At 54.1% G+C, this 24,881-nt stretch carries 24 protein-coding genes; 15 read left to right on the top strand and 9 right to left on the bottom strand.

Translation table 11 applies throughout. From position 1 onward, the window contains the following. The first annotated feature begins 186 nt into the window (after positions 1–186). The 10 genes from GOW09_RS09990 (at position 187) to GOW09_RS09945 (ending at position 11,674) form a co-directional block, all read left to right on the top strand. Positions 187–1,341, top strand: coding sequence for an ROK family transcriptional regulator (locus GOW09_RS09990; protein ID WP_171117909.1), 1,155 nt, complete (start codon positions 187–189; stop codon positions 1,339–1,341). Then, the gene (locus tag GOW09_RS09985; RefSeq protein WP_171117859.1) at positions 1,338–2,264 is read left to right on the top strand and encodes a carbohydrate kinase; all 927 of its coding nucleotides are present in this window, start codon (positions 1,338–1,340) and stop codon (positions 2,262–2,264) included. Before GOW09_RS09990 ends, GOW09_RS09985 begins: the two co-directional genes overlap by 4 nt. A 102-nt stretch (positions 2,265–2,366) precedes the next feature. Then, positions 2,367–3,974: a glucose-6-phosphate isomerase gene (pgi, locus tag GOW09_RS09980; protein ID WP_171117857.1), complete on the top strand. Its 1,608-nt coding sequence runs from the start codon at positions 2,367–2,369 to the stop codon at positions 3,972–3,974. A gap of 171 nt (positions 3,975–4,145) precedes the next feature. Continuing rightward, complete coding sequence (locus tag GOW09_RS09975) at positions 4,146–5,177, top strand: LacI family DNA-binding transcriptional regulator (protein WP_171117855.1); 1,032 nt, start codon at positions 4,146–4,148, stop codon at positions 5,175–5,177. 115 nt (positions 5,178–5,292) lie between these two features. Then, positions 5,293–6,600, top strand: a complete 1,308-nt coding sequence (locus GOW09_RS09970) for a sugar ABC transporter substrate-binding protein (RefSeq protein ID WP_171117853.1) — start codon at positions 5,293–5,295, stop codon at positions 6,598–6,600. Positions 6,601–6,716: 116 nt separating this feature from the next. Next, on the top strand, positions 6,717–7,583 hold the full coding sequence (locus GOW09_RS09965) for a carbohydrate ABC transporter permease (protein ID WP_171117851.1): 867 nt from the start codon (positions 6,717–6,719) through the stop codon (positions 7,581–7,583). A 10-nt stretch (positions 7,584–7,593) separates the two neighbouring features. Next, complete coding sequence (locus GOW09_RS09960) at positions 7,594–8,424, top strand: carbohydrate ABC transporter permease (protein ID WP_171117849.1); 831 nt, start codon at positions 7,594–7,596, stop codon at positions 8,422–8,424. 12 nt (positions 8,425–8,436) lie between these two features. Continuing rightward, positions 8,437–9,441, top strand: a complete 1,005-nt coding sequence (locus GOW09_RS09955; RefSeq protein WP_171117847.1) for an ABC transporter ATP-binding protein — start codon at positions 8,437–8,439, stop codon at positions 9,439–9,441. Further along, the gene (locus GOW09_RS09950) at positions 9,438–10,211 is read left to right on the top strand and encodes an L-iditol 2-dehydrogenase (protein WP_305849002.1); all 774 of its coding nucleotides are present in this window, start codon (positions 9,438–9,440) and stop codon (positions 10,209–10,211) included. Before GOW09_RS09955 ends, GOW09_RS09950 begins: the two co-directional genes overlap by 4 nt. Beyond that, a complete protein-coding gene (locus GOW09_RS09945) occupies positions 10,199–11,674 on the top strand; it encodes a mannitol dehydrogenase family protein (protein WP_171117843.1) in 1,476 nt (491 codons plus the stop codon). Before GOW09_RS09950 ends, GOW09_RS09945 begins: the two co-directional genes overlap by 13 nt. Positions 11,675–11,680: 6 nt before the next feature. Here the strand turns inward: GOW09_RS09945 and GOW09_RS09940 are convergent, their stop codons facing one another. From GOW09_RS09940 to GOW09_RS09905, 8 genes are all read right to left on the bottom strand, one after another. Next, positions 11,681–13,249 (bottom strand): Ppx/GppA phosphatase family protein, encoded by a 1,569-nt coding sequence (locus tag GOW09_RS09940; protein WP_171117841.1) that lies wholly within the window; start codon positions 13,247–13,249, stop codon positions 11,681–11,683. Positions 13,250–13,306: 57 nt separating this feature from the next. Beyond that, positions 13,307–13,600 (bottom strand): hypothetical protein, encoded by a 294-nt coding sequence (locus GOW09_RS09935; RefSeq protein ID WP_171117839.1) that lies wholly within the window; start codon positions 13,598–13,600, stop codon positions 13,307–13,309. A 136-nt stretch (positions 13,601–13,736) separates the two neighbouring features. After that, on the bottom strand, positions 13,737–13,997 hold the full coding sequence (locus tag GOW09_RS09930; protein WP_171117837.1) for a DUF2934 domain-containing protein: 261 nt from the start codon (positions 13,995–13,997) through the stop codon (positions 13,737–13,739). Positions 13,998–14,290: 293 nt separating this feature from the next. Continuing rightward, positions 14,291–14,986, bottom strand: coding sequence for an IS6 family transposase (locus tag GOW09_RS09925; protein ID WP_171117835.1), 696 nt, complete (start codon positions 14,984–14,986; stop codon positions 14,291–14,293). A 155-nt stretch (positions 14,987–15,141) separates the two neighbouring features. After that, positions 15,142–16,119 (bottom strand): 2-dehydropantoate 2-reductase, encoded by a 978-nt coding sequence (locus GOW09_RS09920; protein WP_171117833.1) that lies wholly within the window; start codon positions 16,117–16,119, stop codon positions 15,142–15,144. 4 nt (positions 16,120–16,123) lie between these two features. After that, complete coding sequence (locus GOW09_RS09915) at positions 16,124–17,659, bottom strand: acyl--CoA ligase (protein ID WP_171117830.1); 1,536 nt, start codon at positions 17,657–17,659, stop codon at positions 16,124–16,126. A gap of 60 nt (positions 17,660–17,719) precedes the next feature. Then, positions 17,720–18,403, bottom strand: coding sequence for a fumarylacetoacetate hydrolase family protein (locus GOW09_RS09910; RefSeq protein ID WP_171117828.1), 684 nt, complete (start codon positions 18,401–18,403; stop codon positions 17,720–17,722). A 194-nt stretch (positions 18,404–18,597) separates the two neighbouring features. Beyond that, positions 18,598–19,338: a FadR/GntR family transcriptional regulator gene (locus tag GOW09_RS09905; protein ID WP_254441775.1), complete on the bottom strand. Its 741-nt coding sequence runs from the start codon at positions 19,336–19,338 to the stop codon at positions 18,598–18,600. A 204-nt stretch (positions 19,339–19,542) separates the two neighbouring features. Between GOW09_RS09905 and GOW09_RS09900 the strand changes: the two genes are divergently transcribed. The 5 genes from GOW09_RS09900 to GOW09_RS09880 all read left to right on the top strand — a co-directional run bounded on the left by GOW09_RS09900 (position 19,543) and on the right by GOW09_RS09880 (position 24,162). Next, complete coding sequence (locus tag GOW09_RS09900; RefSeq protein WP_253282550.1) at positions 19,543–20,334, top strand: fumarylacetoacetate hydrolase family protein; 792 nt, start codon at positions 19,543–19,545, stop codon at positions 20,332–20,334. 145 nt (positions 20,335–20,479) lie between these two features. After that, on the top strand, positions 20,480–21,421 hold the full coding sequence (locus tag GOW09_RS09895) for an ABC transporter substrate-binding protein (RefSeq protein ID WP_254441774.1): 942 nt from the start codon (positions 20,480–20,482) through the stop codon (positions 21,419–21,421). After that, entirely contained in the window at positions 21,418–22,227 is an 810-nt protein-coding gene (locus GOW09_RS09890; protein WP_171117820.1) for an ABC transporter ATP-binding protein, read from the top strand. The genes GOW09_RS09895 and GOW09_RS09890 overlap by 4 nt, the downstream gene beginning before the upstream one ends. Continuing rightward, positions 22,224–23,096, top strand: a complete 873-nt coding sequence (locus tag GOW09_RS09885; RefSeq protein WP_170512646.1) for an ABC transporter permease — start codon at positions 22,224–22,226, stop codon at positions 23,094–23,096. The genes GOW09_RS09890 and GOW09_RS09885 overlap by 4 nt, the downstream gene beginning before the upstream one ends. Then, complete coding sequence (locus GOW09_RS09880) at positions 23,086–24,162, top strand: Ldh family oxidoreductase (RefSeq protein ID WP_171117818.1); 1,077 nt, start codon at positions 23,086–23,088, stop codon at positions 24,160–24,162. Before GOW09_RS09885 ends, GOW09_RS09880 begins: the two co-directional genes overlap by 11 nt. A gap of 42 nt (positions 24,163–24,204) precedes the next feature. Here GOW09_RS09880 and GOW09_RS09875 read toward each other — a convergent pair whose 3' ends face one another. Continuing rightward, entirely contained in the window at positions 24,205–24,879 is a 675-nt protein-coding gene (locus tag GOW09_RS09875) for a GntR family transcriptional regulator (RefSeq protein WP_171117907.1), read from the bottom strand. Positions 24,880–24,881 lie beyond the last annotated feature (2 nt).

Genomic DNA, 24,881 nt, shown 5'->3' with positions numbered 1-24,881 from the left:
CCAATTCGTTCAGTCAATAACTAAATCACAGTGATTTAATTATTGACACATCCCACGGAGTCAGCCAGTTTGGCAAAAAACGCTCTGCCCGGCACTGTTTATGGGAACCTGATGGAATACGACCCAAGAGTTATGAATGAATTCGTCGAAACAGACGTCGCAGCGCGAGGGTCCAATCAAAGCGGCATGCGCGTCTACAACGAGCGCCTGGTTCTGTCGCTGGTTCGCCAAGCTGGCGCGATGGCCAAGGCGGAGATTGCCCGCAAGACTGGGCTTTCCGCGCAGGCCGTATCAGTCATCACCCGGTCACTTGAGGCAGATGGGCTGCTGGAACGCCACGCGCCGGTTCGCGGCAAGATCGGGCAACCTTCCGTACCTCTTAGTCTTGCAAAAGATGGGGCGTTTTTTCTCGGCTTGAAAATTGGCCGCCGCAGCCTTGAACTGGTTCTGACCGATTTCCTGGGCAAAGTGAGGGAGAGGGTGTGCGTAAACCACGCCTATCCGACACCCGATGGCGCGGTGACATTCGCAAGAAACGAGATTGAGCGGCTGTTAAGTCGGATGCCGGCGGATCACCAGAAACGTGTAGGTGGCCTAGGTATTGCGCTGCCGTTTCAGCTTTGGGACTGGGCGGGAACATTGGGTGTTGAGCCTTCGAAGATGGATGGTTGGCGCAATCGGAACATCGCTGTAGAAATTGGCGAATTATTTGAATTTCCCGTGTATTTGCGCAACGACGCGTCAGCTGCATGCGGCGCGGAACTGGTGTTCGGTGATGCCGGTAAACCCCGAGATTTCCTGTACTTCTTCATCGGCTTCTTTATTGGCGGCGGGCTGGTTCTCGACAACACGCTTTATACAGGATCAACGGGGAACGCCGCAGCTTTGGGGTCACTTTATGTGCCGGCATCAGATGGGCGTTTGCGTCAACTCGTCGAGATCGCCTCATTGGCGACATTGGAGAACGCTGTAATTGCCGAAGGACATGCGGCAGCAATGCCCTGGAATTCTCCGGTAGACTGGAGATTGCCGGAAAACACGTTAGAGACATGGCTTGCTGATGCAGCACAGGGGATCGGCCATGCGATCCTGTCATCCGTTAGCGTGATCGACGTGAACCACGTTCTGATTGATGGGTGGATGCCAGACTCGGTGCGCTCTGAACTGGTCAATCGCGTGCGATCGTATGTGTCCCGGCACTCCGCTGCAGGCATCCATATCCCGAATGTTCTGGAAGGTTCGATTGGGCCGGACGCGCGCTCACTCGGCGCGGCGAGCCTGCCTTTGTCCGAGCGCTTCCTTGTGGAACGCAAAGCATTTCTGAAAGGTTCGACCTCATGATCCTGTGCTGTGGTGAAGCTCTTATCGACATGATTCCAACTCCAAGCAATGCTGGCTCGGATGGTTTTGTGCCACATTCGGGTGGCGCGGTGTTCAACACGGCGATAGCCTTGGGGCGGCTCGGGGTGCAAACGGGCATGTTGACCGGGTTGTCCGGCGATATGTTCGGGCAGCAGCTTTCCGAAGCACTAAAAGCCAGCCATGTCGACACTTCTCATGTGATTACTTCGGAGCGCCCGACCACACTGGCATTCGTACGCTTGCAGGATGGGCATGCAACCTACGATTTCTATGACGAAAACACTGCTGGACGTATGCTAACGCCTCAGGATCTGCCGGACCTGTCCCCCGAAGTTTCGGCACTCTATTTTGGAGGGATCAGTTTGGCCTGTGAACCCGGTGCGAACGCTTATGCAGCATTGCTCGAACGAGAAGGCAAGAATCGCGCTGTTATGCTCGACCCGAATATCCGTCCACAGTTTATTCAGGACATACGGTCCTACCGGGGGCGATTGAACCGGATGATGAGTGCCGCAGACATCTTAAAAGTCTCGGACGAGGATCTGAACTGGATTGTCCCATCGCCGCTGTCGCTGAACAAAAAGGTCGAGCTGGTTATAGAGATGGGCCCGAGTGTTGTCATCCTCACGCGCGGCGGCGAAGGGGCAACAGGGTTTCTGGCTGACGGGACTGAGGTCACTGTACCCGCGCACCGTGTTGAAATCTGCGACACTGTCGGCGCGGGTGATACGTTCAATGCAGGCTTTCTGGCAAAACTGTCGGAATTGGGTGCTCTCCAGAAAACTAACCTTAGAGGCGTACCGTTAGAAACTGTCGAGCAGGCACTGGAGCATGGAGCAAAAGTCGCCGCCGTTACGGTTTCCCGAGCTGGCGCCAACCCACCCTGGGCAAACGAGTTGTGATCTTTGTCGGCGTTTTTTTTGAGGCGCGATGTTAGCGCTATCTGCGCATCGAAACACAAGAGGCCGGCATAAGACTAAGGACATAGAAGCGGAAGAAGACACATGACTAACTGCTGGAGCAAACTTAAAGAGAATTTTTCGTCTGCGAAGGATCGAAGCATAAATTCGCTGTTTGACGACACGACCCGAATGGATCATTTCTCAGCGGAAACGGATCAGTTTCTGCTAGATTTTTCCAAAACCAATATCGATCACGAAGCCTTGGCGTTGCTGATCAGATTGGCCGAAGACACTGAAGTTGCCGCCAAGCGCGAGGCCATGTTTGCAGGACAAAAGATTAACAAGACTGAAGATCGGGCGGTCCTGCATACCGCTTTGCGTGCAAGCAACACTGTACCGTTAATCGTTGATGGAAAAGACGTGCGACCTGGTATCGAAGTTACGCTGTCCAGGATGGAAAGCTTTTGCCGAGCCGTCCAATCCGGCACAATTTTGGCGTCAGGCGGCGAACGGTTCACAGATGTAGTCAACATTGGAATTGGCGGCTCCGATCTTGGCCCCGCCATGGCGACACGAGCGCTGGCCCCGTATCATATTGGACCACGATGCCATTTCATTTCCAATGTCGATGGCGCAGATTTGACAGACACCCTTTGCGGTCTGGATCCACGACGTACGCTGGTGATCATTGCTTCGAAAACCTTCACCACCATTGAAACCATGACCAATGCCAAATCTGCCCTCAGATGGTTGAAAGCCGGTGTTGGTGAAGCTGTCGCAGACCACTTGGCCGCCGTTTCCACCAGTCTCGAACGCACAGCGGAAATGGGAATCCATCCCACGCGAGTTTTTGGTTTCGCAGACTGGGTAGGCGGTAGGTATTCGCTCTGGGGGCCAGTTGGCCTACCGATAATGATGGCGATTGGCCCCAAGAACTTCCGCGAGTTTCTTGCGGGCGGTCTTGCAATGGACACACATTTTCAAACCGCACCATTCGCGCGCAACCTTCCAGTCCTTCTGGGGTTGGTAGGAATTTGGCACCGAAACATATGCCAGTATTCTTCCAGAGCCATTCTGCCCTATGATGAACGCTTAGGCCGCTTGCCTGCATATCTTCAGCAATTGGATATGGAAAGTAACGGCAAACGGGTAACGTTAGACGGCAAAGAACTGAGCCATGCATCTGGCCCGGTCGTCTGGGGCGAACCGGGAACCAACGGGCAGCACGCGTTTTTCCAACTCTTGCATCAAGGAACCGAAGTTGCTCCTGCTGAATTCCTGATCGCGGCCAAAGGGCATGAACCCGCTTTGCAAGAACATCATGACCTTCTCAAAGCGAATTGTCTTGCACAATCCGAGGCACTTATGCTGGGTCGCACCTATGATCAGGCGTTAGCGATTGCCCGAAATTTGGGCTACGACGGCTCCGAACTTCATACCCAGGCGACTCAAAGGGTTTTTCCAGGAAGCCGGCCTTCGATCACACTTGCATTCCCCAAACTGACCCCTTTCGTCTTGGGGCAGATCATTGCTCTGTACGAACATCGCGTGTTTGTCGAAGGTGCGATCTGGAATATCAACTCTTTTGATCAATGGGGCGTCGAGCTTGGCAAAGAACTTGCCAATATGCTCTTACCAATGGTTAAAGGTGCGGCACCAAATGGAAAAGATGCATCGACCTGCAGGTTGCTGAAAAAGCTGGCCGTCTGAACGAAAATTTTTCCAACGCGATCTCAGCATCTACGATCAAACACGCCCCGTATCCGATTCAAACCCAGACTGACGAGCAAATGAAGGTCGGGCGCTTGACAATCCCAAGTTTGCATCCCTAAATTTGACAATAATTGACGCGCGCAATATTTTAAATTGGTGTGGGGAAATATGGCACAACGCAGAATTCGCAATATGGAAGAATTTGCCGCAGTCAGCGGAATTTCCCGCCCGACTGTATCGAAATACTTCAACGATCCGGATAGCGTCCGCGCGACCACACGGAAGAAAATCGAGACCGCGTTAGAGGAACACGATTATCACCCGAATGTGTTCGCAATGAACCAGAACCGGCGCAGAACCAAGAACATTGGCGTTGTCGTGCCAAATCTGGCTGACCCGTTTTTCTCGGAGATCGCGCGTCGGGTTGAACTTGCCTGTATCGAGGCGGGATATAGCCCTATCCTGCTTAGCTCGCATGGCAACCCAGAGATGGAACGCGACAACCTTACGTCACTCCGGTCTTTGAAAGCTGCCGGCGTTCTACTTGCGCCATTCGGGCGCCTCTCAGAAAAAGATCTGGTCAAAACGTTTGAAGCAGATTTTCCGCTGGTGCTTTTTGACGCGAACATCAGTGGCGTCGGTCAAGCGTTCGTTGGCACCAACAATACCCAAAGCATCGATTTGATGGTTGAATACCTGTGTCGAAGCGGCGAGCCACCATGTTTCTTTGAAATGAAATTTCCAACCAATCCAAATGCCAAAAAGCGCCGTACGGCGTATATCGAAAGTATGGAACGGCACGGGCATAAGCCGCATATCTTTCAAGCCAATGGAAAAGGGTGGAATTTTGAAGAAATCGGTCGAGACGAAGGAGGTCGGTTGCTGGCTGAGAATGTGTTTCCCACCAACACTGTATTGTGCAGCAATGATCGCCTAGCCATAGGCATGTTATCTGCCGCCTATGGTCTTGGGATGCGCGTCGGTCAGACCGCTGGTTGCCACATCAGGATAGCCGGTCATGACGACCATCCATTTTCAAAGTTCACTTGCCCTCCTTTGACGACAATCGCGCAGGACTACGAAGCAATTGCGAATCGAGCAGTACATACATTGTTTGGAGTACTCGAGACGGAAGAAAACCTGCGCGATCGGCAGGAAACACTCTTTGAAGGTCGTTTGATTATGCGAGACTCCGCCTAAGCTATTAAAAACGCGCCCGCTTTATAGTTTCTTTACGCGCGTTAATTTTTAATTGACTTCGCGTCATTATATTGGCTAGAGTGCTATCCATCATCCAACGAGGAGGAAATTTGGGATGTCATTCAAGCAAACACTTTGCGCAGCGACAGCCATGACGCTCGTCACCGCGGGCGGCGCCTTGGCAGAAAACCTTGTCATCGCGACCGTGAACAACGGAGATATGATCCGTATGCAGGGGTTGACCCAGGACTTTACCGACAAGACCGGCCACACGGTTGAATGGGTAACTCTGGAAGAAAACGTACTGCGTCAGCGTGTCACCACTGATATCGCCGCCAAGGGCGGATCCTTCGACATCATGACAATCGGCATGTACGAAACACCGATCTGGGGCGCGAACGGCTGGCTGGTTCCGCTCGACGACCTGTCGGCAGAATATGATGCGGACGACATCCTTCCCGCCATGCGCGCCGGTCTGAGCCACGATGGCACGCTGTATGCCGCGCCGTTTTATGGCGAAAGCTCGATGATCATGTACCGCACGGACCTGATGGAAAAGGCCGGACTGGAAATGCCCGAAGCGCCAACCTGGCAGTTCATCCGCGAAGCAGCGGCGGCCATGACCGACCGCGATAATGACATCAACGGCATCTGTCTGCGTGGCAAGGCCGGTTGGGGCGAAGGCGGCGCCTTTATCACCGTGACCGGCAACTCTTTCGGAGCCCGCTGGTTTGATGAAGACTGGAATGCTCAATTTGATCAGCCGGAATGGGCCGAGGCGCTTAACTTCTTTGTGGGAATGATGGAAGAATCCGGTCCGACGGGCTACGCGACCAACGGCTTCAACGAAAACCTGAACTTGTTCCAGCAGGGCAAATGCGGCATGTGGATTGACGCAACCGTTGCCGCATCCTTCGTGACCAACCCCAACGACTCGACGGTCGCTGACAAGGTCGGTTTCGCCCTCGCCCCAAATAGCGAAGGCGTTGACAAGAAAGCCAACTGGCTGTGGGCATGGGCTCTGGCTGTTCCCGCCGGTACACAAAAAGAAGAAGCCGCGAAAGAGTTCATCGAGTGGGCCACCTCGAAAGACTACATTGAGCTCGTCGCTGAGAATGAAGGTTGGGCCAATGTACCCCCGGGTGCGCGTACTTCGCTGTACGAAAACCCGAACTACAAGGAAGTCCCCTTTGCTCAGATGACGCTGGACTCGATTCTTGCAGCGGATCCGACAAACCCAACTGTGAAGCCGGTTCCATATGTAGGTGTCCAGTTCGTTGCAATTCCTGAATTCGCTGGCATCGCAACCGAAGTCAGCCAGGAGTTCTCGGCAGTCTATGCCGGTCAGCAGACCGTGGAAGAAGCGCTTGCCAAGGCCCAGGCTCTGACCAACGACGCTATGGAAGCCGCAGGCTACCGCTAAGCGTTCCCCGCCCGGGGGTGCACTTTCTCCCCTGTACCCTCGGGCCCCATTTTTCTCTTTTAACCGCAGCTCCGTTTAAGATGGCCTTATGGCGATCAACAGAGGAGGTATGCCCCATGGCAACCCAACATTCTCGATCAGCGGCTCGCTTCATGATGGCACCAGCGGTCATCTTGCTCCTCGGATGGATGCTCGTGCCGCTGATCATGACCCTGATGTTCTCATTCAAGAAATACCTTCCGCTACGTGGTGGAGACCTTGGGTGGGTTGGTTTCGAAAACTACGTCCGATTCGTAACTTCTAGCGCGTTTTGGCCTGCAGTAGGCGCCACGCTGGCCATTGTCGGCGGCGTTCTTCTGATAACGGTCGTCCTCGGTGTTTTGCTGGCTATCCTGCTGAACCAGCCGATGTGGGGGCAAGGTGTCGTCCGCATCCTCGTGATCGCACCTTTCTTTGTCATGCCGACCGTGTCAGCTCTGGTCTGGAAAAACATGTTCATGGACCCGGTGAATGGATTGTTCGCCCATCTGTGGCGCTTTTTCGGAGCCGAGCCGATCTCATGGCTGTCCGAGGCTTCCCTGCCTTCGATTGTCATGATCGTATCCTGGCAATGGCTACCCTTCGCCACGCTGATCCTGCTGACCGCAATCCAGTCGCTGGACGGTGAGCAGTTGGAAGCCGCCGAAATGGATGGTGCGCCACCATTGAAGCGTTTTGGTTACATCACCCTTCCGCATCTCAGCCGGGCTATCACGATCGTGATCCTGATCCAGACAATCTTCCTTCTGGCGATCTTCGCGGAAATCTTTGTCACAACCGGAGGTGCATTTGGCACCCGTACACTGACCTACCTGATCTTCCAGCGTGTACTTGAAAGTCAGAACGTAGGCCTCGGGTCCGCCGGTGGTGTCTATGCAATCATTCTCGCCAATATCGTTGCGATCTTCTTGATGCGCATCGTCGGCAAGAACCTGGACGCGTGAGGAGGAAAAAATGGCCCGCGCAGTTACTCAACAACGTAAAATCATCAACACCGCCGCCGCTTGGGGCATTGGTCTGCTGATCTTTTTCCCAATCCTCTGGACCGTCTTGACCAGCTTCAAGACTGAGGCTACGGCGATTGCCGACCCTCCGGTGTTTCTGGCCTTTGATTGGACGCTCGAGAACTATTCAGTTGTGATGGAACGGTCGAACTACGCCCGGTTCCTTTGGAACTCGATCATAATCGCCGGTGGCTCGACAATTCTGGGCATCATCGTCGCGGTGCCTGCGGCCTGGTCGATGGCGTTCGTACCTTCCAAGCGCACTAAGGACATTCTGCTGTGGATGCTGTCAACCAAGATGCTTCCAGCGGTAGGCGTCCTGTACCCCATCTATCTGATTTGCATCAAGCTTGGCATCCTCGACAGCCGGGGCGCGCTGGTGATCATCCTCATGCTGATGAATCTGCCGATCATCGTTTGGATGCTGTATACCTACTTTAGGGAAATCCCCGGTGAGATCCTGGAAGCTGCACGAATGGACGGGGCGACGTTGAAAGAGGAAATCCTCTACGTCCTCACTCCTATGGCGGTTCCCGGCATTGCTTCGACCTTGCTGCTAAACTTCATTCTGGCCTGGAACGAAGCGTTCTGGACACTGAACCTGACGGCAGCCAATGCAGCACCGCTGACGGCCTTCATTGCCAGCTATTCCAGCCCCGAAGGCCTGTTTTTCGCTAAGCTCAGCGCAGCTTCCACTATGGCCATTGCGCCAATCCTCATTCTTGGCTGGTTCAGCCAGAAACAACTTGTCAGCGGCTTGACCTTCGGCGCCGTCAAATAAGGAACTTGACCAATGGGACAAATTAAACTCAACCAAGTGACTAAAAGTTTCGGAGATGTTCAAGTCATTCCGCCTCTGGACCTCACGATTGAAGATGGCGAGTTCACGGTATTTGTCGGGCCTTCGGGCTGCGGTAAGTCTACGCTGCTGCGCCTGATTGCCGGGCTCGAGGACATCACGTCTGGTCACATCGAAATCGACGGATCGGATGCAACCGATGTACCTCCGGCTAAGCGCGGTCTGGCAATGGTCTTCCAATCCTATGCCCTGTATCCGCACATGTCTGTACGTAAGAACATCGCGTTCCCGATGAAAATGGCTGGGATCGATGAAGACGAGCAAAAACGCCGCATCGAAGGTGCCGCCAAGGCGCTGAACCTCACAGACTATCTGGACCGGCGTCCGGGCCAGTTGTCTGGCGGTCAGCGTCAGCGTGTCGCCATCGGCCGCGCCATTGTGCGGGAACCGGCAGCGTTCCTTTTCGACGAGCCGTTGTCCAATCTCGACGCGGCCCTGCGCGTTGGTATGCGGCTGGAAATCAGTGAACTGCACGAACGGCTCAAGACCACGATGATCTATGTTACGCACGATCAGGTCGAGGCCATGACCATGGCGGACAAGATCGTTGTCCTGCGTGCCGGTGTAATTGAACAGGTGGGTTCTCCACTGGAGCTCTATCACAACCCGCGCAACGAATTTGTCGCAGGGTTTATCGGATCTCCGAAGATGAACCTGATCGGTGGGGCCGAGGCCAATAAACACAGGGCAACCACCATTGGCATCCGCCCTGAGCACACGGATGTCAGCATGACGGAAGGGACTTGGAAAGGTGTTGTCGGTGTGGCCGAACACCTTGGTTCGGACACCTTCATTCACGTTCATGACACGGGTCTTGCCGACATGGTCACCGTGCGAATTACCGGGGATATACAGGCCAAGCACGGCGACACGATCTTTCTGACTCCGCAAATGGACAAGCTGCACAAGTTCGACGCTCAGGGTCTGAGGATTGTCTGATGCAACTGGCTGGAAAAACAGCCTTGATTACTGGTGCTGCCCGAGGGATCGGGCGGGCCTTTGCGGAGGCCTATGTTAACGAGGGCGCGCGGGTTGCCATCGCAGATATCAATATCGATGGCGCCCGCGAATGCGCTGCCGCGTTGGGCGAAAGTGCTATCGGAGTTGCCTTGGATGTGACCAACCAGGCCAGCATAGGTAGAGCAGTAGCGCTTACGGTGGCAGAGTTCGGTCACATCGACATTCTGGTTAACAACGCCGCGCTTTTTACCGCCGCTCCTATTGTCGAAATCGAGCGCGATGATTACCAGCGCGTCTTTGACATCAATGTGGCAGGAACGCTGTTCACGATGCAGGCTGTGGCCGGCCACATGATCAAGCGTGGACGAGGCGGCAAAATCATCAACATGGCCAGTCAGGCCGGGCGGCGTGGTGAACCGCTAGTCGCTGTTTATTGCGCGTCCAAGGCGGCAGTGATCAGCCTGACTCAATCCGCCGGGCTGAACCTGATCCGGCACGGCATAAACGTGAACGCCATTTCTCCGGGTGTCGTCGATGGTGAGCATTGGGACGGCGTAGACGCTTTCTTTGCCAAGTACGAAAACAAGGCCCCGGGGCAAAAGAAACAGGAAGTCGGTGCCGCAGTGCCCTACGGGCGCATGGGCACACCGGACGATTTGACCGGCATGGCTGTGTTTCTCGCCAGTGACGCGGCGGATTACATCGTCGCCCAAACCTACAACGTGGATGGTGGACAATGGATGAGCTGATCTCCCTTTCGAATGCGACACTCGATCAACTGGCTGTTGAACGTCCACGATATGATCGCACAACCCTGCAACCGGGCATCGTGCATATCGGCGTCGGCAATTTCCACCGTGCACATCAGGCATGGTATCTGCACCGCCTGATGCAGGAGGGCAAAGCGCATGATTGGGCCATCATAGGCGCCGGCGTGCGCCCCTATGATGCCGCCATGCGCGAAAAACTTCTTGCTCAGGATTGCCTTACAACTCTGATCGAACTCGACCCGAAAAAAGTTTCGGCCGAGGTCATTGGTTCCATGATCGATTATCTGCCAATCGAGGACGGCAATGGGGCACTGATCATCACAATGGCGGAACCTGCCATTCGTATCGTCGCCATGACTGTGACAGAAAGCGGATACTACATCGATCCTGTCACCAAGGAGTTCGACTCCAACCACCCCGATATTCAGCACGACGCAGCCCACCCCGACTCACCGCGCACGGCATTTGGTGCCATGGTGGCCGCATTGAGGCTGCGACGCGACGCAAGGCGTGGAGCATTTACGGGACTGAGCTGTGACAATCTGCAAGGCAACGGTGACATCCTGCGTCAGACCGTGGTGTCTCTGGCGCGTCTGTCCGACCCTGATCTAGCCGATTGGATCGACGCAAATGCGACCTTCCCCAACTCGATGGTGGATTGTATCGCTCCTGCCACTGGCCCAAACGAGTTGGCGCTTGCCAAGGACTTCGGTATCGACGATGACGCGGTGGTTACCCACGAAGCATTCCGCCAATGGGTAATCGAAGACAACTTCTGTGCCGGACGCCCAGACTGGGACGCGGTTGGCGCAACCTTCTCCGATGACGTTCACGCATTCGAAACCATGAAGATCCGAATCCTCAATGCTGGGCACCAGGTCCTTGCCAATGTTGGCGAAGTGCTCGGGCTCAGGACGATTTCCGAATGTATGCAGCACTCTGTTATTTCGTCATTCTTCGGCAAAGTGCAGAGAACGGAAATCGCGCCCACGGTAGCCGCTGTACCGGGCAAAAGCCCGGCTGAATATATCAGCCTCATCGAAAGCCGGTTCTCCAACCCGCGGATCGTCGACACCACCCGCCGCGTTGCCTTCGATGGCTCGGCGCGCCATACTGGGTTCGTTTTGCCGATCCTTCGGGACCAATTGCAAGCCGGGCGGTCCGTTGAAGGCCTCGCGCTTGTCGAAGCTCTGTGGGCACGCATGTGCGCAGGAACGCGCGAAGATGGCAGCGTCATCGAGGCAAATGATCCGATTTGGGATCAACTGTCACAAAACGCCTTTGCCGCGGCATCAAACCCGGCTGTGTGGCTCAATCAAGGCCGGATTTACGGCGAATTGAGTGAAGCCGGACCATTTTCTGATGCATTCTCGAAATGGCTGACAATGATTTGGGCGAATGGCTGCGAAGCCGCTCTAATCGCCTACGTAGATGACGCGTGATCTGACTCAAGGGCTGGAGTCCGCCTGACCGCCCTCCTGCGTTTCGATTGATGCATCCAGACCGAAAACCTTCGCCAGCTTCGCCATACGGGCCTTTACGGCATCACTGTCGGGCACTTCCGAGGACTCTTCGATGACCAGGCGAAGGACATCCGGGTCCACAATGATCTTGGCGTGTTCGAGGATCTTCGGCACGCTTGCTGAAAACCGATGACCCAAAAGCAAAGCGCCTCCAAGAAATTCTGCTTTCCTCACGGCATTGGATGTCAATGTATCCGTCGCCCTGGTGTCCAGTTTCGCTGGTTTGCCCCCGTAGCGCGCCATGACGGCAGTGGCTAGAAATGCCCGTTCCGGGTGGGTTATTCCGATAAACGGAAATTGCAGGATGCGCAAAAAGCTCTCGGCGGCGCGTACTTTCTGGTGATCGCGCCAAGCGATATCGGTTAGCGCGCATACCGCCAGCCGAACGCGACGGTTATTTGGAATCTCGGCAGGGAAGAGGTTATCCGTCCACCGTGCCAACGCTTCGGAGAAGTCGGGAACACGGGCGTCGGGAAGGCCAGTGGCCAATGCCCCTTCGATCAATGGATCACGATACTGCTCTTCCTCATCCAATTGTGCGTACAACCACCCTTCCCGAAGGCCGAGCGCAGAAAAGATAACTTTGTCGGATTTCAACCTTCGAAGTGCCCGCCACATCACCAGTGCCGAAGCCGACAAAGTCTCGACGCGCCGGCTTGGCACATCCGGAAGTTTCGCTATTTCTTCAGGTGACATTCGTGAGATCGATTTGGCTAAGTCCGAGACCTCTTCTGCAGGAAGTTCATAGGCGTGTACGACGCTGATCGGCCAGTCGTTCATCGCCATATGAATTCGCGCCAGAGCCCGCCAACCGCCACCGACTGCATAAAATGTCGAGTCCGTCAGCACAGGCGGCAAACCGTCTTTCAGAATGGCGTCGACGCGTTTTCTTGCTTCCTTGTAGCTCTGTCCCATCATTGCTCGGACCGGCAATGCGCCTAAGGGCATGCTTACTTTGCGCTCTCCCACGCGGTCGCCAAGAATTTCCGCGATTTCGAGACTTCCACCACCAATATCCCCAATCATTCCGCGCGGTTGAAAAAAACCGGATATCACGCCGAAGGCCGCGTAGGTTGCTTCTTCATCACCTGACAGTAGTTTTGGTTCAACACCTGTCAAATCCCGAATTTTTGCGACCAATTCCGACCCATTCTTGGCCTTTCGCATCGCTTCCGTTGCAAGTATGTCGACTCTGGTCACACCCATCGCTTCAGTGATTGCCTTGAAGCGCGTTATTGCATGCAAGGCACGGTCAATTGCTTCTTGTGTGAAATTACCGTCTTCATCCAGGCCTTCACCAAGTGCCGCCAGTGATTTCTCATTAAACCGGGGGAATGGCGCTCGACAAAGATCATCATAGACGACAAGCCGAATTGAATTGGAACCCACATCAATGACGGCGTAATGCTTTGATCGGCGCGCCAGAACTCTAGAGGTATCAATCTCTATTGTTCTAGGGTCGAAATGGGCTGCACCCGATGATCCGATTGACATAGTGGCGTTACTCCGCAGTCGATGGTCACGGAGATTATCACGTTCTTCAAGTCTACTTTAGGAAATTTTCTCGTACAGGGTAGCAAGTGACCGTTTGATGCATACGCTTTGTAATTCTTCCTTGGCTTTCGGCAGATGCACACCCGGAAATCTCAAATTACCACAGAATTTGGAAACGGAGCACTGGATGGTAATAGAAAACACCACGATCGAATTAGTCAGCAGCTCATCTTGAAGCAGCAATAGTCGTGACGGCCGTAGATTGATTTTCATCAAAACACCGGGTCTTGTCGCCGTCACGGGTTCCGAGCGTGCGTGCTCAGGTAGATTGCCGAACTTGAAAAGCTTCAAACAAGAGTGCTCCTCATCGGTCTACTAGCTTGTCAACTTCTTTGGGCAATTGAAGAGAGATAAATTAGGAAACCCCTAACAGCACCTCCTTTAGGGCTGAATACGTAGGACGGTCCGACCTACGTATTATGTAAGATTACTGCGCACGAGACTTCTTCTGGGTAGTCGCGGTCGAGGACCTTTTTGCCGCCGCATTCTTTGATGCATTTTTTACTTTTGCACCACGTGGTTTGGCGGAAACCTGACGAGTTGTCCTTGCCTTAGGCAGAACTGCATTCAGCGCATCTTCGGCTTTTAACCAATGCTCCTGTTCGCGCCCTTCAGGCTGACCTTCGTCCAGCCAAAAAAGGTATGCTGCTTCACGGATTTTGGATTCTTCAATTTTCTGTTTCTTCACGATTGTCTCCAACGTAGTCGGTGGTAGAGCTCGAGATGTTAGCGCTAGCAATTTCAAGCAACATAGCACGTACACAATTGGCTTACGTGAGGGAAGCCAAAAGTTCTAACGTTTCGGAAAACCGTTAAAGTTGACGGCACTATTGCAGAGTTTTGGCTACTCTAAATTTTGCGACACACCTGATTCAGAGGTTCTGTCGCAAACTTTGTTCCCACCTATCAGGTCAAGCGTGGTTTTGGTGGTGCTGTCAGACAAATTCGAACCAGTCTCAGCTAGGCCAGTAAAGCTGCCCTTTATTCGGTACAAAGACCGCGCCACTCGGCAAGAGCGGCGGTGCGTGTCAGCTTGAAGGTATCTCTGCTGGCCAGCGATCTTTCCTGGTTGAAGTGGTTGTAGACCGAGGAATGGACGGCGGCGAACTTTTGCAAACTTCGCATTCGCCTGAAACGCTGCATCGGACGTTCGCGCCGTCGAAACGGCAGTTGCGAATTCTCAACGCGGTTGTTGAGCCACCTGCCCGTCCTTTGTTTTTCGAGTGCACCCAATTGTCTGAGCGCAGCCTTATAGGATGCGAATCGATCCGTGAAATTGTTTTCCGCTTTTCCGTGTCGCTTCATCAATTTCTTGAGGAATCTCAATGCGGCAGCTTTGTTTCGTCGTTTGGTGACGCCTGCTTCCAGCACTTCGCCCTCGTGATCAACACCCCGCCAAAGATAATGCCGCTTGCCATTCACCTTCACGAAAAACTCATCCACGTGCCACTTCCATTTCGAGAATGCGCGCAGTTTCTGAACACGCTTCTGCCTGATCTCAGCAGCAAACATTGGGCCAAACCTATTCCACCAATATCGGACAGTTTCGTGACTCACGTCGATGCCTCGCTCGTGCAACAAGTCTTCAACATTCCGAAGCGAGAGCGGGAAACGGATGTACAGCATCACCGCCAGACGGATGATCTCGGGACTGGTTTTGAAATACTGGGGGATCATCGTTCCATGAGAAAAAGCTACGAAAGCTTCCTGCCCCGCTCAAGCAAAGCTCTTCTGACAAGACGCTTGAAAGAGATGCGTTTTGTAGCGCCGGATCGCTATTCAGCTCCCCGCTCGCCCAAAACTGATCTCTTCAGATGATCGCTGGCAGAAACTTAGTAGAGACCCGCGACCTTTGCCCTCAGTTGTATCAGTGATGCAACAGTGTCGATTGTGGGCGTTGCGATCCCGGTCAGTTGCCCCAATTCCTGCACCGAAGTGACCAGTGCGTCAATTTCCATTGGTCGGCTCAACTCCAAGTCCTGCCACATAGAGGTCTTGTGGGCGCCAACTGCTGCCCCGCCGTCAATACGTTTTTCAACATCTACCGGAAACCTGACCCCAAGTTTCTCAGCGATTTCCTGAGCCTCTAGCATCATTCCGCGCGCCACAGAGCGTGTGCCCGGATTGGTACATAATACATCAAGTGTTGAGTGGGTAAGAGCGGAAATAGGGTTGAAAGACAGATTACCCCATAGTTTCAGCCAAATTTCGTCCCGAATTCTTGGTCTCACGGGCGCACGCAACCCAGCGGCGGATAGTGCCACCGAAAACTTGGCAGCGCGGTCTGTTTTGGAACCATCAGGCTCGCCCAACGAAAAACGATTGCCTTCGACATGCTTGATAGTTCCCGGAGTAACGACTTCTGCGGCTGGGTAGACGACACATCCAAGAACCCGATCCGGCCCGAAACCGTTCCATTGCACGTTACCCGGGTCCAAAGACCGCAACCTCGTCCCTTCGTAGGGACCATCCAGTTTGTGGAAGTACCACCAAGGCACCCCGTTCACCCCACTTACTAGTGTTGTTTCGGCTCCAATCAGCGGCTGCATTGTGTCCACAACTGCTGGAACAGAGTGCGCTTTTAGTGTGATAAAGACATAATCTTGTGGGCCAAGATCGGCGGCATTGTCTGAGGCGCGTACTGGCACGTTGATCGGGTCCCGCCCATCCTCAAGGAGAGTCAGCCCTTTTTCTTGCATTGCAGCCAGATGTGGGCCACGTGCAATGACACTGACGTCGACGTCGGTCTGCGCGAGCTTCGCTGCCACGTAACCTCCGATAGCTCCGGCTCCAAAGATGCAAACTTTCATGTGTCTAAGCCTTTGCCAGTCCCAATTTAGCGGCCAGCCCGATCCTTTGTATCTTACCAGTCGCGCCTTTTGGAATCTCTTCGAGAATAACCACTGAAGTCGGCACCTTGAACTTTGCGAGCCGAGCGCCGACGAAATCCCGAACTTCCTGACCTGCAATCGCGGCTCCTTCTGAGAGCACCACCGCCGCCGCAATGTCTTCGCCAAGTTTTTCGTGTGGAACGGCAAAACAAACTGCCTGAGCAACGTCCGGGTGGCTCAGAAGCACGGCATCGACCTCAAGTGGGCTGATTTTTTCTCCACCGCGATTGATCAGCTCTTTGAGGCGTCCGGTCAGACGCAGATAATTCTCTTCGTCGAACGACCCCTGATCACCGGTGCGAAACCAAAGCTTTCCATCCGCTTCAAAGAAATTGTCTGCATTTGCCTGCGGGTTGCTCTCGTATCCCGGTGTCACGTTCGGACCGCTGATAACGATTTCTCCAACATCACGCGAAGCGATCAATACATTTTCCGTTTCGTCCGCAATTCTGACTTCGGGGCCTGCAGCTATTCCAACAGATCCGGACTTTTGCTTTTGCGGAGGAAGCGGGTTGCAACACATTTGGTGCGCGGCCTCTGTCATGCCGTAGGCTTCGATAACGGGTGCATCAAATGTTGCCACCAACTCTTCCATGACTGGTGCGGGCAAGGAAGCAGAAGAAGATCGAAGAAAGCGCAACCGCGATTGATCAATGATTGATTGGTTTCGTGCAGCTCGGGTCAGAATAGCCTGGTGCATCGTCGGAACCGCCGTGTACCAAGTCGGATCAACCTCAGCGACCTGTGAAAAAAAGCTAAGAGCGTTGAACCCAGGGGCGCAGCTAATTTGCGATCCGGCGCCTAAAGTAGCTGCGACTGCTGCGATCAGCCCATGGATATGGAACAGCGGCATGATGCTCAGACAACGATCATCGATTGTCAGTTTCAAAGATGAAGCCACATTTCTCGCGGACGCGTAGATATTAGCCTGCGTCAGCGGAACGATCTTGGGACGCGACGTTGTTCCTGACGTGTGGAGGATCAGGGCAACGTCATCTTCGCCCGGTGCGGATGTATCAGCCTCGCCAATCGGGTCACAGGATAAAATGGAAAACTGCCCAGCTGGATGTGAACTGTCGCAACACGCCCTCAGGATAGCGATGCCAAGGTCCCTCGCCGCCTTTACGGCAGGACCATTTTCGTTTTCGCTTGCAAGTAGAGCCTTGGCCTTCAAGTCTTTGAGGTAAAATACGTATTCTTCGTGAGTGTATGCAGGGTTTAAGGGCGCCGTCGTCGCCACTTGGGCAACGGATATGAATGCCGTCGCCATCTCTGGTCCGTTGGGCAACACAATTGCCACCCTGTCACCGCGCCCTACTCCGATCTGATGCAGATCCTCTTTGACCTTCGCGCAATGCTCGCGCAAACCAAGATAGCTCAACCAAGACCGGCCAGGGGCGCCAATGGCATTTGCAGTGTCTGCGTTGTGTGCGATCAATTCAGCGACTAGATGGGGCATCTGTTGTCCGTTTACAAAAGCGTCGGTTTCTTTCGCAATGTAAGGTCGTCGCAGCAGGTTCTAAGTCACGCGTACGTTCAGGCTGCCCAGCTTGTCGACGGCCAAGACCATAACATCCCCTCGGTTGACGGGACCAACACCAGAAGGTGTCCCTGAAAGGATAACGTCCCCGGCCGCAAGCTCGAAGTAGTCGCTCAGGTACGAGATCATCTCGGGGACTTTCCAAATCATTTGGTTCAAGTCGCCTTCTTGCCGAACTTCACCATTCACCGTCAGAGTAATCGGACCTCTGTCGAGGTGCCCGACCTTTGATGCCTTGTGAATTGGTCCGCATGGCGCCGAGCGCTCAAACGCTTTCCCAATTTCCCACGGGCGGCCCATCTTTTTCATCTGTCCTTGCAGATCGCGACGGGTCATATCAAGCGAAAGGCCGTACCCAAAGACATGATCCAATGCATCGTCCACCGAGATATTCGTGCCGCCGGACTTGAGCGCAACAAGCATTTCTGCTTCGTGGTGCACGTCGGAACTGTGTGGAGGGTACGGGAATTCCCCTGAAGGGTCCAAATTGTTCGGGTTCTTTTGAAAGAAAAATGGAGGTTCCCGGTTCGGGTCATGGCCCATTTCAATTGCATGCGCCGCGTAGTTTCGCCCAATGCAGTAGACACGCCGGACCGGGAACGTGCCGCCGCTCGCTACGGGTATGACATGCACCTGCGGCGCTGGAATTACATGATCTGACATCGCTTTCCTCCTGGACGTTTAACTGCCAAAGATCGGATTTCCAAACGGTCAGATACCTTCCGATCGATGCCACGCCACATTCAAACGGACGCGGCGGCTTACCAAGTCATCGCCAAAATTCAGGCTGTTTTGCAAGACCAACGGCCACAATCTGCCCCGACCATTTCCCGAATTGGTTGGGCGCCAGCGCCACTTCAGCTGTCGGACTGGATGCTCGTAGGCAGCACCCGCGAATAAACCGATTTCAGGTGATCCACCATGGCACTGGCCGCAAGCTCACAGTCGCCCTTTGCTATGGCAGACACGATCACATCATGTTCGCTAAAGCTGGAATAGTTTTCTGTGGGCTTTAAAGTTTCGCGTGGCTGCCCCCAAACAATCGATCTTCGAACTGAATTCAAAGTCTCAAAGAAGTATAAAAAGAGCTGGTTACGAGTGGAGCGAGCTATAGCGTAATGCAAATTATTGTCCCAAGCTTCGTACGTGCGCCAATCCTCTGCGGTACGACATTTGTCCGCGCAAAGCCTCATTTGCTCACGATCGGAACGTGTGGAATGGAGCGCTGCGAGGCGGCTAAGCTGCGGCTCGATCGTAAATCTAACGGATACAACCTGCTCAGGTTTAATTTGGTTGCCCAAATAAGTTACATCGGTGAGGTTGAGAACCGGCCTGGAACCAACAAATGTTCCCCGCCCCACATGACGCCAGATCAACCCCTGGGCCTCAAGCTCTGCCAACGCTCTTCGCAACTGATTGCGAGTTGTCCCGAGTTTTGAACACAGCTCACGTTCAGGTGGGAGCCTGTCGTTATGCCTGTAGCCGGCATTGTTAATCAGGTCGCGTACACTTTGCGCGAGTTCGGTTGGTGCGTTCATATCTCCACCCAATTTGGTGATTGGTTGATTGATTGAAACGCCAAGTCGGAAAAAACTCAAGGGCAAGACAAAAGCAAAAAACGAGTCGCTGGACGGTATCCGTGACCACAGCTTGACATCAGCACGAGGGAGGAGTGCCGAGTGCGGTTAGCAACTGTTTCCGTAGAAGGCCACGCCGTTTGCGTGGCAATACTAAACGATGGCAGCAAGTTGGACGTTTTGCGCGCAGCGCAAGTGCTTGGCAAAGCGCTGGACGCGGGTTCAATGCAGCAGCTGATCGCAGGCGGAGAAGATACGCTTGGCGTTTTGAATAGCCTCGTTTTATCGGCCGAAGTAGGTAATCTAAAGGACGCATTGGTCCCGGATGACGCGCCGTTTCTCGCGCCAATTCCTTCCCCGCGTAAGAACGTTTTCTGTGTGGGGCGCAATTACGCTGAACACATCGCCGAGGGCGAACGTGCACAAAACCAAAAAATTGGTGTAACAGAGCATCCGGTTTTCTTCACAAAACCGCCGACATCGATTGTGGCGCCAGAGGCAGACATTCTGATATTCCCCTCGGTCTCACAAGCCATTGACTATGAAGTTGAACTGGCAGTTGTGATTGGGAAACCGGGGCGAAATATAGCCAAGGCTGACGCATACGACCATGTATACGGCTATACTATCCTAAATGACATCACCGCACGCGACATTCAACGCCGACATGGTGGGCAGTATTTCAAAGGCAAAGGTTTAGATGGTTCTTGCCCATTGGGTCCCTGGATAGTGACTGCTGACGCGGTCAGCGATCCGCATTCATTGTCCATTGGAATAACAGTCAACGGAGAACAGCGCCAAAACGGCACTACGTCGGACATGATTTTCGACATTCCAACGCTGATCGCATCCCTATCAGAAGGCCTGACCCTGGAACCGGGCGACGTACTGGCGACCGGCACGCCGTCTGGCGTCGGATACGCAATGGACCCACCTCAGTTCCTAAAAGGCGGGGACACGGTGGTTTGTGAAATTTCAGAAATCGGCACGCTCAGGAATACCGTGCGCGCCGTGTAAGTGGCTCCTGCATCTCTGAAGCTGCTGGATGCCAACCATGCAAGGGAGGAAGACTAAAATGATGAACAGAAGGACTTTCACAGCGTCCTTGCTTTCGGCAGTTCCGGTAGCGGGAGCATTGGGAACAAAAGGTTTTGCGCAGGACTTGCGTAAGATCACTTTTGTGCAGCCGAGCCCATCGGCGATCAACTCATTTCCTGTTTTTGTCGCCATTGGAGAAGGTTACTTCGCGGACGAAGGTTTGGACGTGACCGTCGAGGCGATCAACGGTTCGGGAGCCGTGCTTCAGGCATTATCCGCCGGACAGGCGCACTTCGGTCGCCCAGGACCCGGCCCCTTGATTGCAGCACGCTCGCGTGATGTGGATGCCGTGCATATTTACAATGTTGCGGCGCGCAGCAACTTTGGCATCGCAGTGCCCGAAGACTCTGACATCCAAAACGTTGAAGAGTTGCGGGGCAAGGTTATCGGTACAGGTACTGCTGATGGCGCCGAAGTGGGCTTTGCGCGCAATGTGATGACCGGCGCAGGAATGAAAGAAGGTGAAGATTATACCTTCCTGACTGTCGGCGACGGTGGCCCTGCGACCGCGGCTTTTCTGAATGGCGAAATCGACGCGTATTCCGCGTCCACCGCTGACACGGCAATTCTGAACCAACGCGGAATGGCAGTGCGTGACATTACGCCTGCAGAATTCGGGCGTTTCTTCGGTAACGGCATCGCCACAATGGCCGACACAATCGCCAACGACCGCGAATTGGTCGAGGCCTGGAGCCGCGCTTTCGCTCGTGGTCATGCCTTTGCGCTGGATGATGCCAACCGCGAAGCTGTGTTGAAGCACCTGGCGGACGGCAATCCGCAGGAAGGCGAGGACAAGGAGTTCCAGTCAGCGCTGTTCGATGCCGTACGTTCGAAAACCATAGCAGCGGATCCAAGCAACGGTTTGGGATGGTACCCCGCCGAAGTTTGGCAGGAATGGCAAGACGCACTTGTTGCAGGTGGCGAAATTCCGGGACCGCTTGATGACTTGAGCGCTGCCTGGACCAATGAATTTGCCGCCATTGGCAACGAGGCCGCCAGCAAATGAACGCTGCAGCCGCACAAGAGTTTTCCGGCGCGCCCTTGGGCACGCCGGTCTACGAATTGACCCATTTAAGCAAGACCTATGCACGCAACCTTGTTGTTGCGCTTGAGGACATTAATCTGACGCTACGGAAAGGCAGCTTCACTTCTGTCATTGGGTCCAGCGGGTGCGGGAAATCCACTCTGCTCAAGATCATGGCGGGTCTGATCCCTCCCACCAAAGGGCGTGTAATCCTACAGGGCCTGCCAGTCACCGGTCCCCGTCGAGATATTGGTATGATGTTTCAACAGGCGACACTATTTCCCTGGAAAACAGCGGTGGAAAACATCGTGTTGCCAATCGAGATCCGCGACGGAAAGGCAGCCGCCAAGCAAGCAATGGGCAAGGCTCACGAACTATTGGACATCGTGGGCTTGAAGGGTTTCGAAGACGTATACCCGAACGAATTGTCGGGCGGCATGGCTCAGCGCGCCTCAATCTGCCGTATGCTGATCACAGAACCAGCTGTACTTTTGTTAGACGAACCATTCAGCGCGCTGGACGAGCTGTCACGCGACATGATGAATATGGAACTGCAGCGGATTTGCAATGAACAGGATGCGACTGCTTTTCTTGTTACGCACTCTATTCAGGAAGCCGTTATTTTGTCCGACGAAATCGTCGTGTTGAAACCACGCCCGGGCAGGATTGCCGAAATTGTGAAGGTCGATCTGCCACGCCCACGCACGTTGGATATGATGACCACACCCAAGTTTGGCGCTATTGTAGACTACATTCGCGGCCTCCTGGATAAGGGAGAAGAAATGTGAGCGACGTTCATAACTACTCACCTGCCCTAAAAGACGCCGACACCGCAGAAGACACTGTATGGGAACAAAAAGTTCACTTTATCGACTCGGTCCCACGCTGGCTGGCGATGACCTTTGTCTTCGTGGTTTTCGTCGGCACTTGGCAAATTGTTACGAGCCTTAAGCTGGTTTCCCCAATCATTCTGCCTACACCGTTGGAAACCCTGAAAGATATGATCTTCGTGGGACAAAATCTATTGACTGGCGGCTACATGCTTGGGGCGCTGTGGATCACAATCAAAGAAGTTATCTATGGTTTTGCACTGGCAATCGCGATCGGATTTTCGCTGGGCGTATTGGTGGGGGAAACGGCATTTGGTGAAAAGGCAGTGATGCCTTACCTGGTGGCGATAGATACCATGCCAAAAGTGGCATTTGCCCCACTCTTTGTAGCGTGGTTGGGCTTTGGTATTGAATCGAAGGTGGCGCTTGCTGCCTTTATCGCGACATTTCCAATCGTGGTCGGTACTGCGGCTGGGCTTCACGCCGCCGATGAAAACGCGCGTATGCTTTTCAAGACGATGGGCGCAAGTCGGATGCAGACATTGTTCAAGATGAAACTGCCGACTGGCCTGCCGCAGATTTTTACCGGCCTCAAGATCGGAGCAGTCGGCGTTATGGCCGGTGCGATCACAGGAGAATTCCTAGGCGGTGGCAAGGGATTTGGCGAACTTATTCGGGTTGCCGCCTCGCAGCTCAACACGCCGCGCGTCTTCTCGTTAATCCTGTATCTCAGCCTTGTCGGTCTGGTCGTATTTGCGTCGGTGGTTTGGACACAGCGTAAATTGGTGTTCTGGCACAAGGAACAGGTGGGAAGAGATGACTTCTGAGCCTTTGAAAATTGACTGCCACACCCTGCGTGAATTTGTGGCGGCCGCACTCGAAACTCGAGGTGTGCCAAAATCAGATGCGGACAAGGTGGCCTCGACGATGGTTGAGGCCGACATTTATGGCTATGGCACGCACGGTGTTTTTCGCCTTCGACAGTACCTAGCCCGGCTGGCGGGAGGTGGCTCCAATCCTACGCCCAAAGTCACAGTAGTACATGAGACCGCTGCAACCGCTTTGATCGACGGAGATGACGGCCTCGGCCATCTGGCTATGTCGGCGGCTCGGGATCTTGCAATTGAAAAGGCAAAAGAGGCCGGCATCGGATGGGTTGGTGTTCGGCGCGGCAATCATGCTGGACCACTGGCACTTTATGTACGTCCACAAGCCGAGGCAGGGCTGCTTGGTATGGCCGCGGCAGTGGGCAGCGCGAACCACGTCCCGCCCTATGGCGGTAGCGACTTGCTTCTTGGTACCAATCCCATTGCTTTTTCCGCCCCCGTCGATGGTCCCGACCCGTTTGTGTTTGATATGGCGACGACAGTTGCCGCGATGGGCAAGATCAAGACCCTGTTGCAGCAAGGCGAACCTATGCCCGAAGGTTGGATGGTTGGGCGTGATGGCAATCCGTTAACGGACCCTGCCCGCAAATCAGAAGGGTTTCTTTTGCCGATCGGAGGTCCGAAGGGTTTCGGCCTTTCCGTGGCCATAGGGTTGATGGCCGGAGTCTTGAACGGCGCTGCCTTCGGCTCTGACGTGGTCAACTTCACATCAGACACAACCTCATCCACAAACACAGGCCAATTCGTAATGGCGCTTGATCCGGCGGCCTTTGGAATGGAAAAAGACTTTGCTTCGAATGCAGCCCGCGTCTTCTCTGAAATACGCGCATCCGACCCCCTGCCCGGTCATGACCCGGTACGCCTGCCCGGAGACGGAAAAACGGCCGCAGCTGAGGCCCGTCGCAAAGACGGTGTAAGCCTCAACCCCGCTCTTTGCCGAGACCTCAACAATCTTGCCCTGGACTGTGGACTGACTCCCCCGTTTCCTGATGTTAACACTGACTAGCGGCATATCTTTGGGAAGCCGGTATGCACTTTTGACCAGGGTTTAGCGAGGCGTCACTTCTGGCTTCAGCGCTTTTACAAGCGCCGAAAGTTTGTTCATCATGTGAAGTTTCATTGCCTTACCAAGCCCATCTGCATCTCGGGCCTTGAGCAACTCCATCATGGTTTCATGTTCGTCAATTGCCTGTGCCCAACGCTCGTCCGACAAGTTGGCCAAAAAACGTGCACGGCGGACCCGCGCGGCCAAAAGCTTGTGGTGGTTTTCCAGTATGTCGTTTCGCGCGCCCTTTATAAGTGCCTGATGGATGTCTTGATTGGCTTTAAAGTACGCCTGCCGATCACGCGCCTCGTACGCGCTCAGCATATCCTCGTGGCTACATTCAATCCGTTGAATTTCCGCAACGTCCATTTGCTGACACGCTAGTTCCCCCGCCAGTTGCTCAAGCGCTGCGAGTACTGGAAACGTGTTTTCCAATTCTTCCCTCGTAACACTCGCGACACGGGCACCCCGGTTGGCTTGAAGCACCACAAAGCCTTCGGATGCAAGAACCTTTAGGGCCTCTCGCAATGGTGTCCGGGAAACACCCAATGAGTCGCAAAGCTGTTTCTCGGGCACTTTCTCACCCGGTTTCAAAACGTCTTCGACGACAAGATTGCGCAAGCGTTCGACCAACTCTTCATGAAGGGTCGGGCGATTAATGCTATCCGTCAGGTTCATAT

Source organism: Ruegeria sp. HKCCA5463 (assembly GCF_013034175.1).
Classification (GTDB): Bacteria; Pseudomonadota; Alphaproteobacteria; order Rhodobacterales; family Rhodobacteraceae; genus Ruegeria.
The sequence above is the reverse complement of the archived record's forward strand: the minus strand, read 5'-3'. Positions and strand labels throughout refer to the sequence as shown.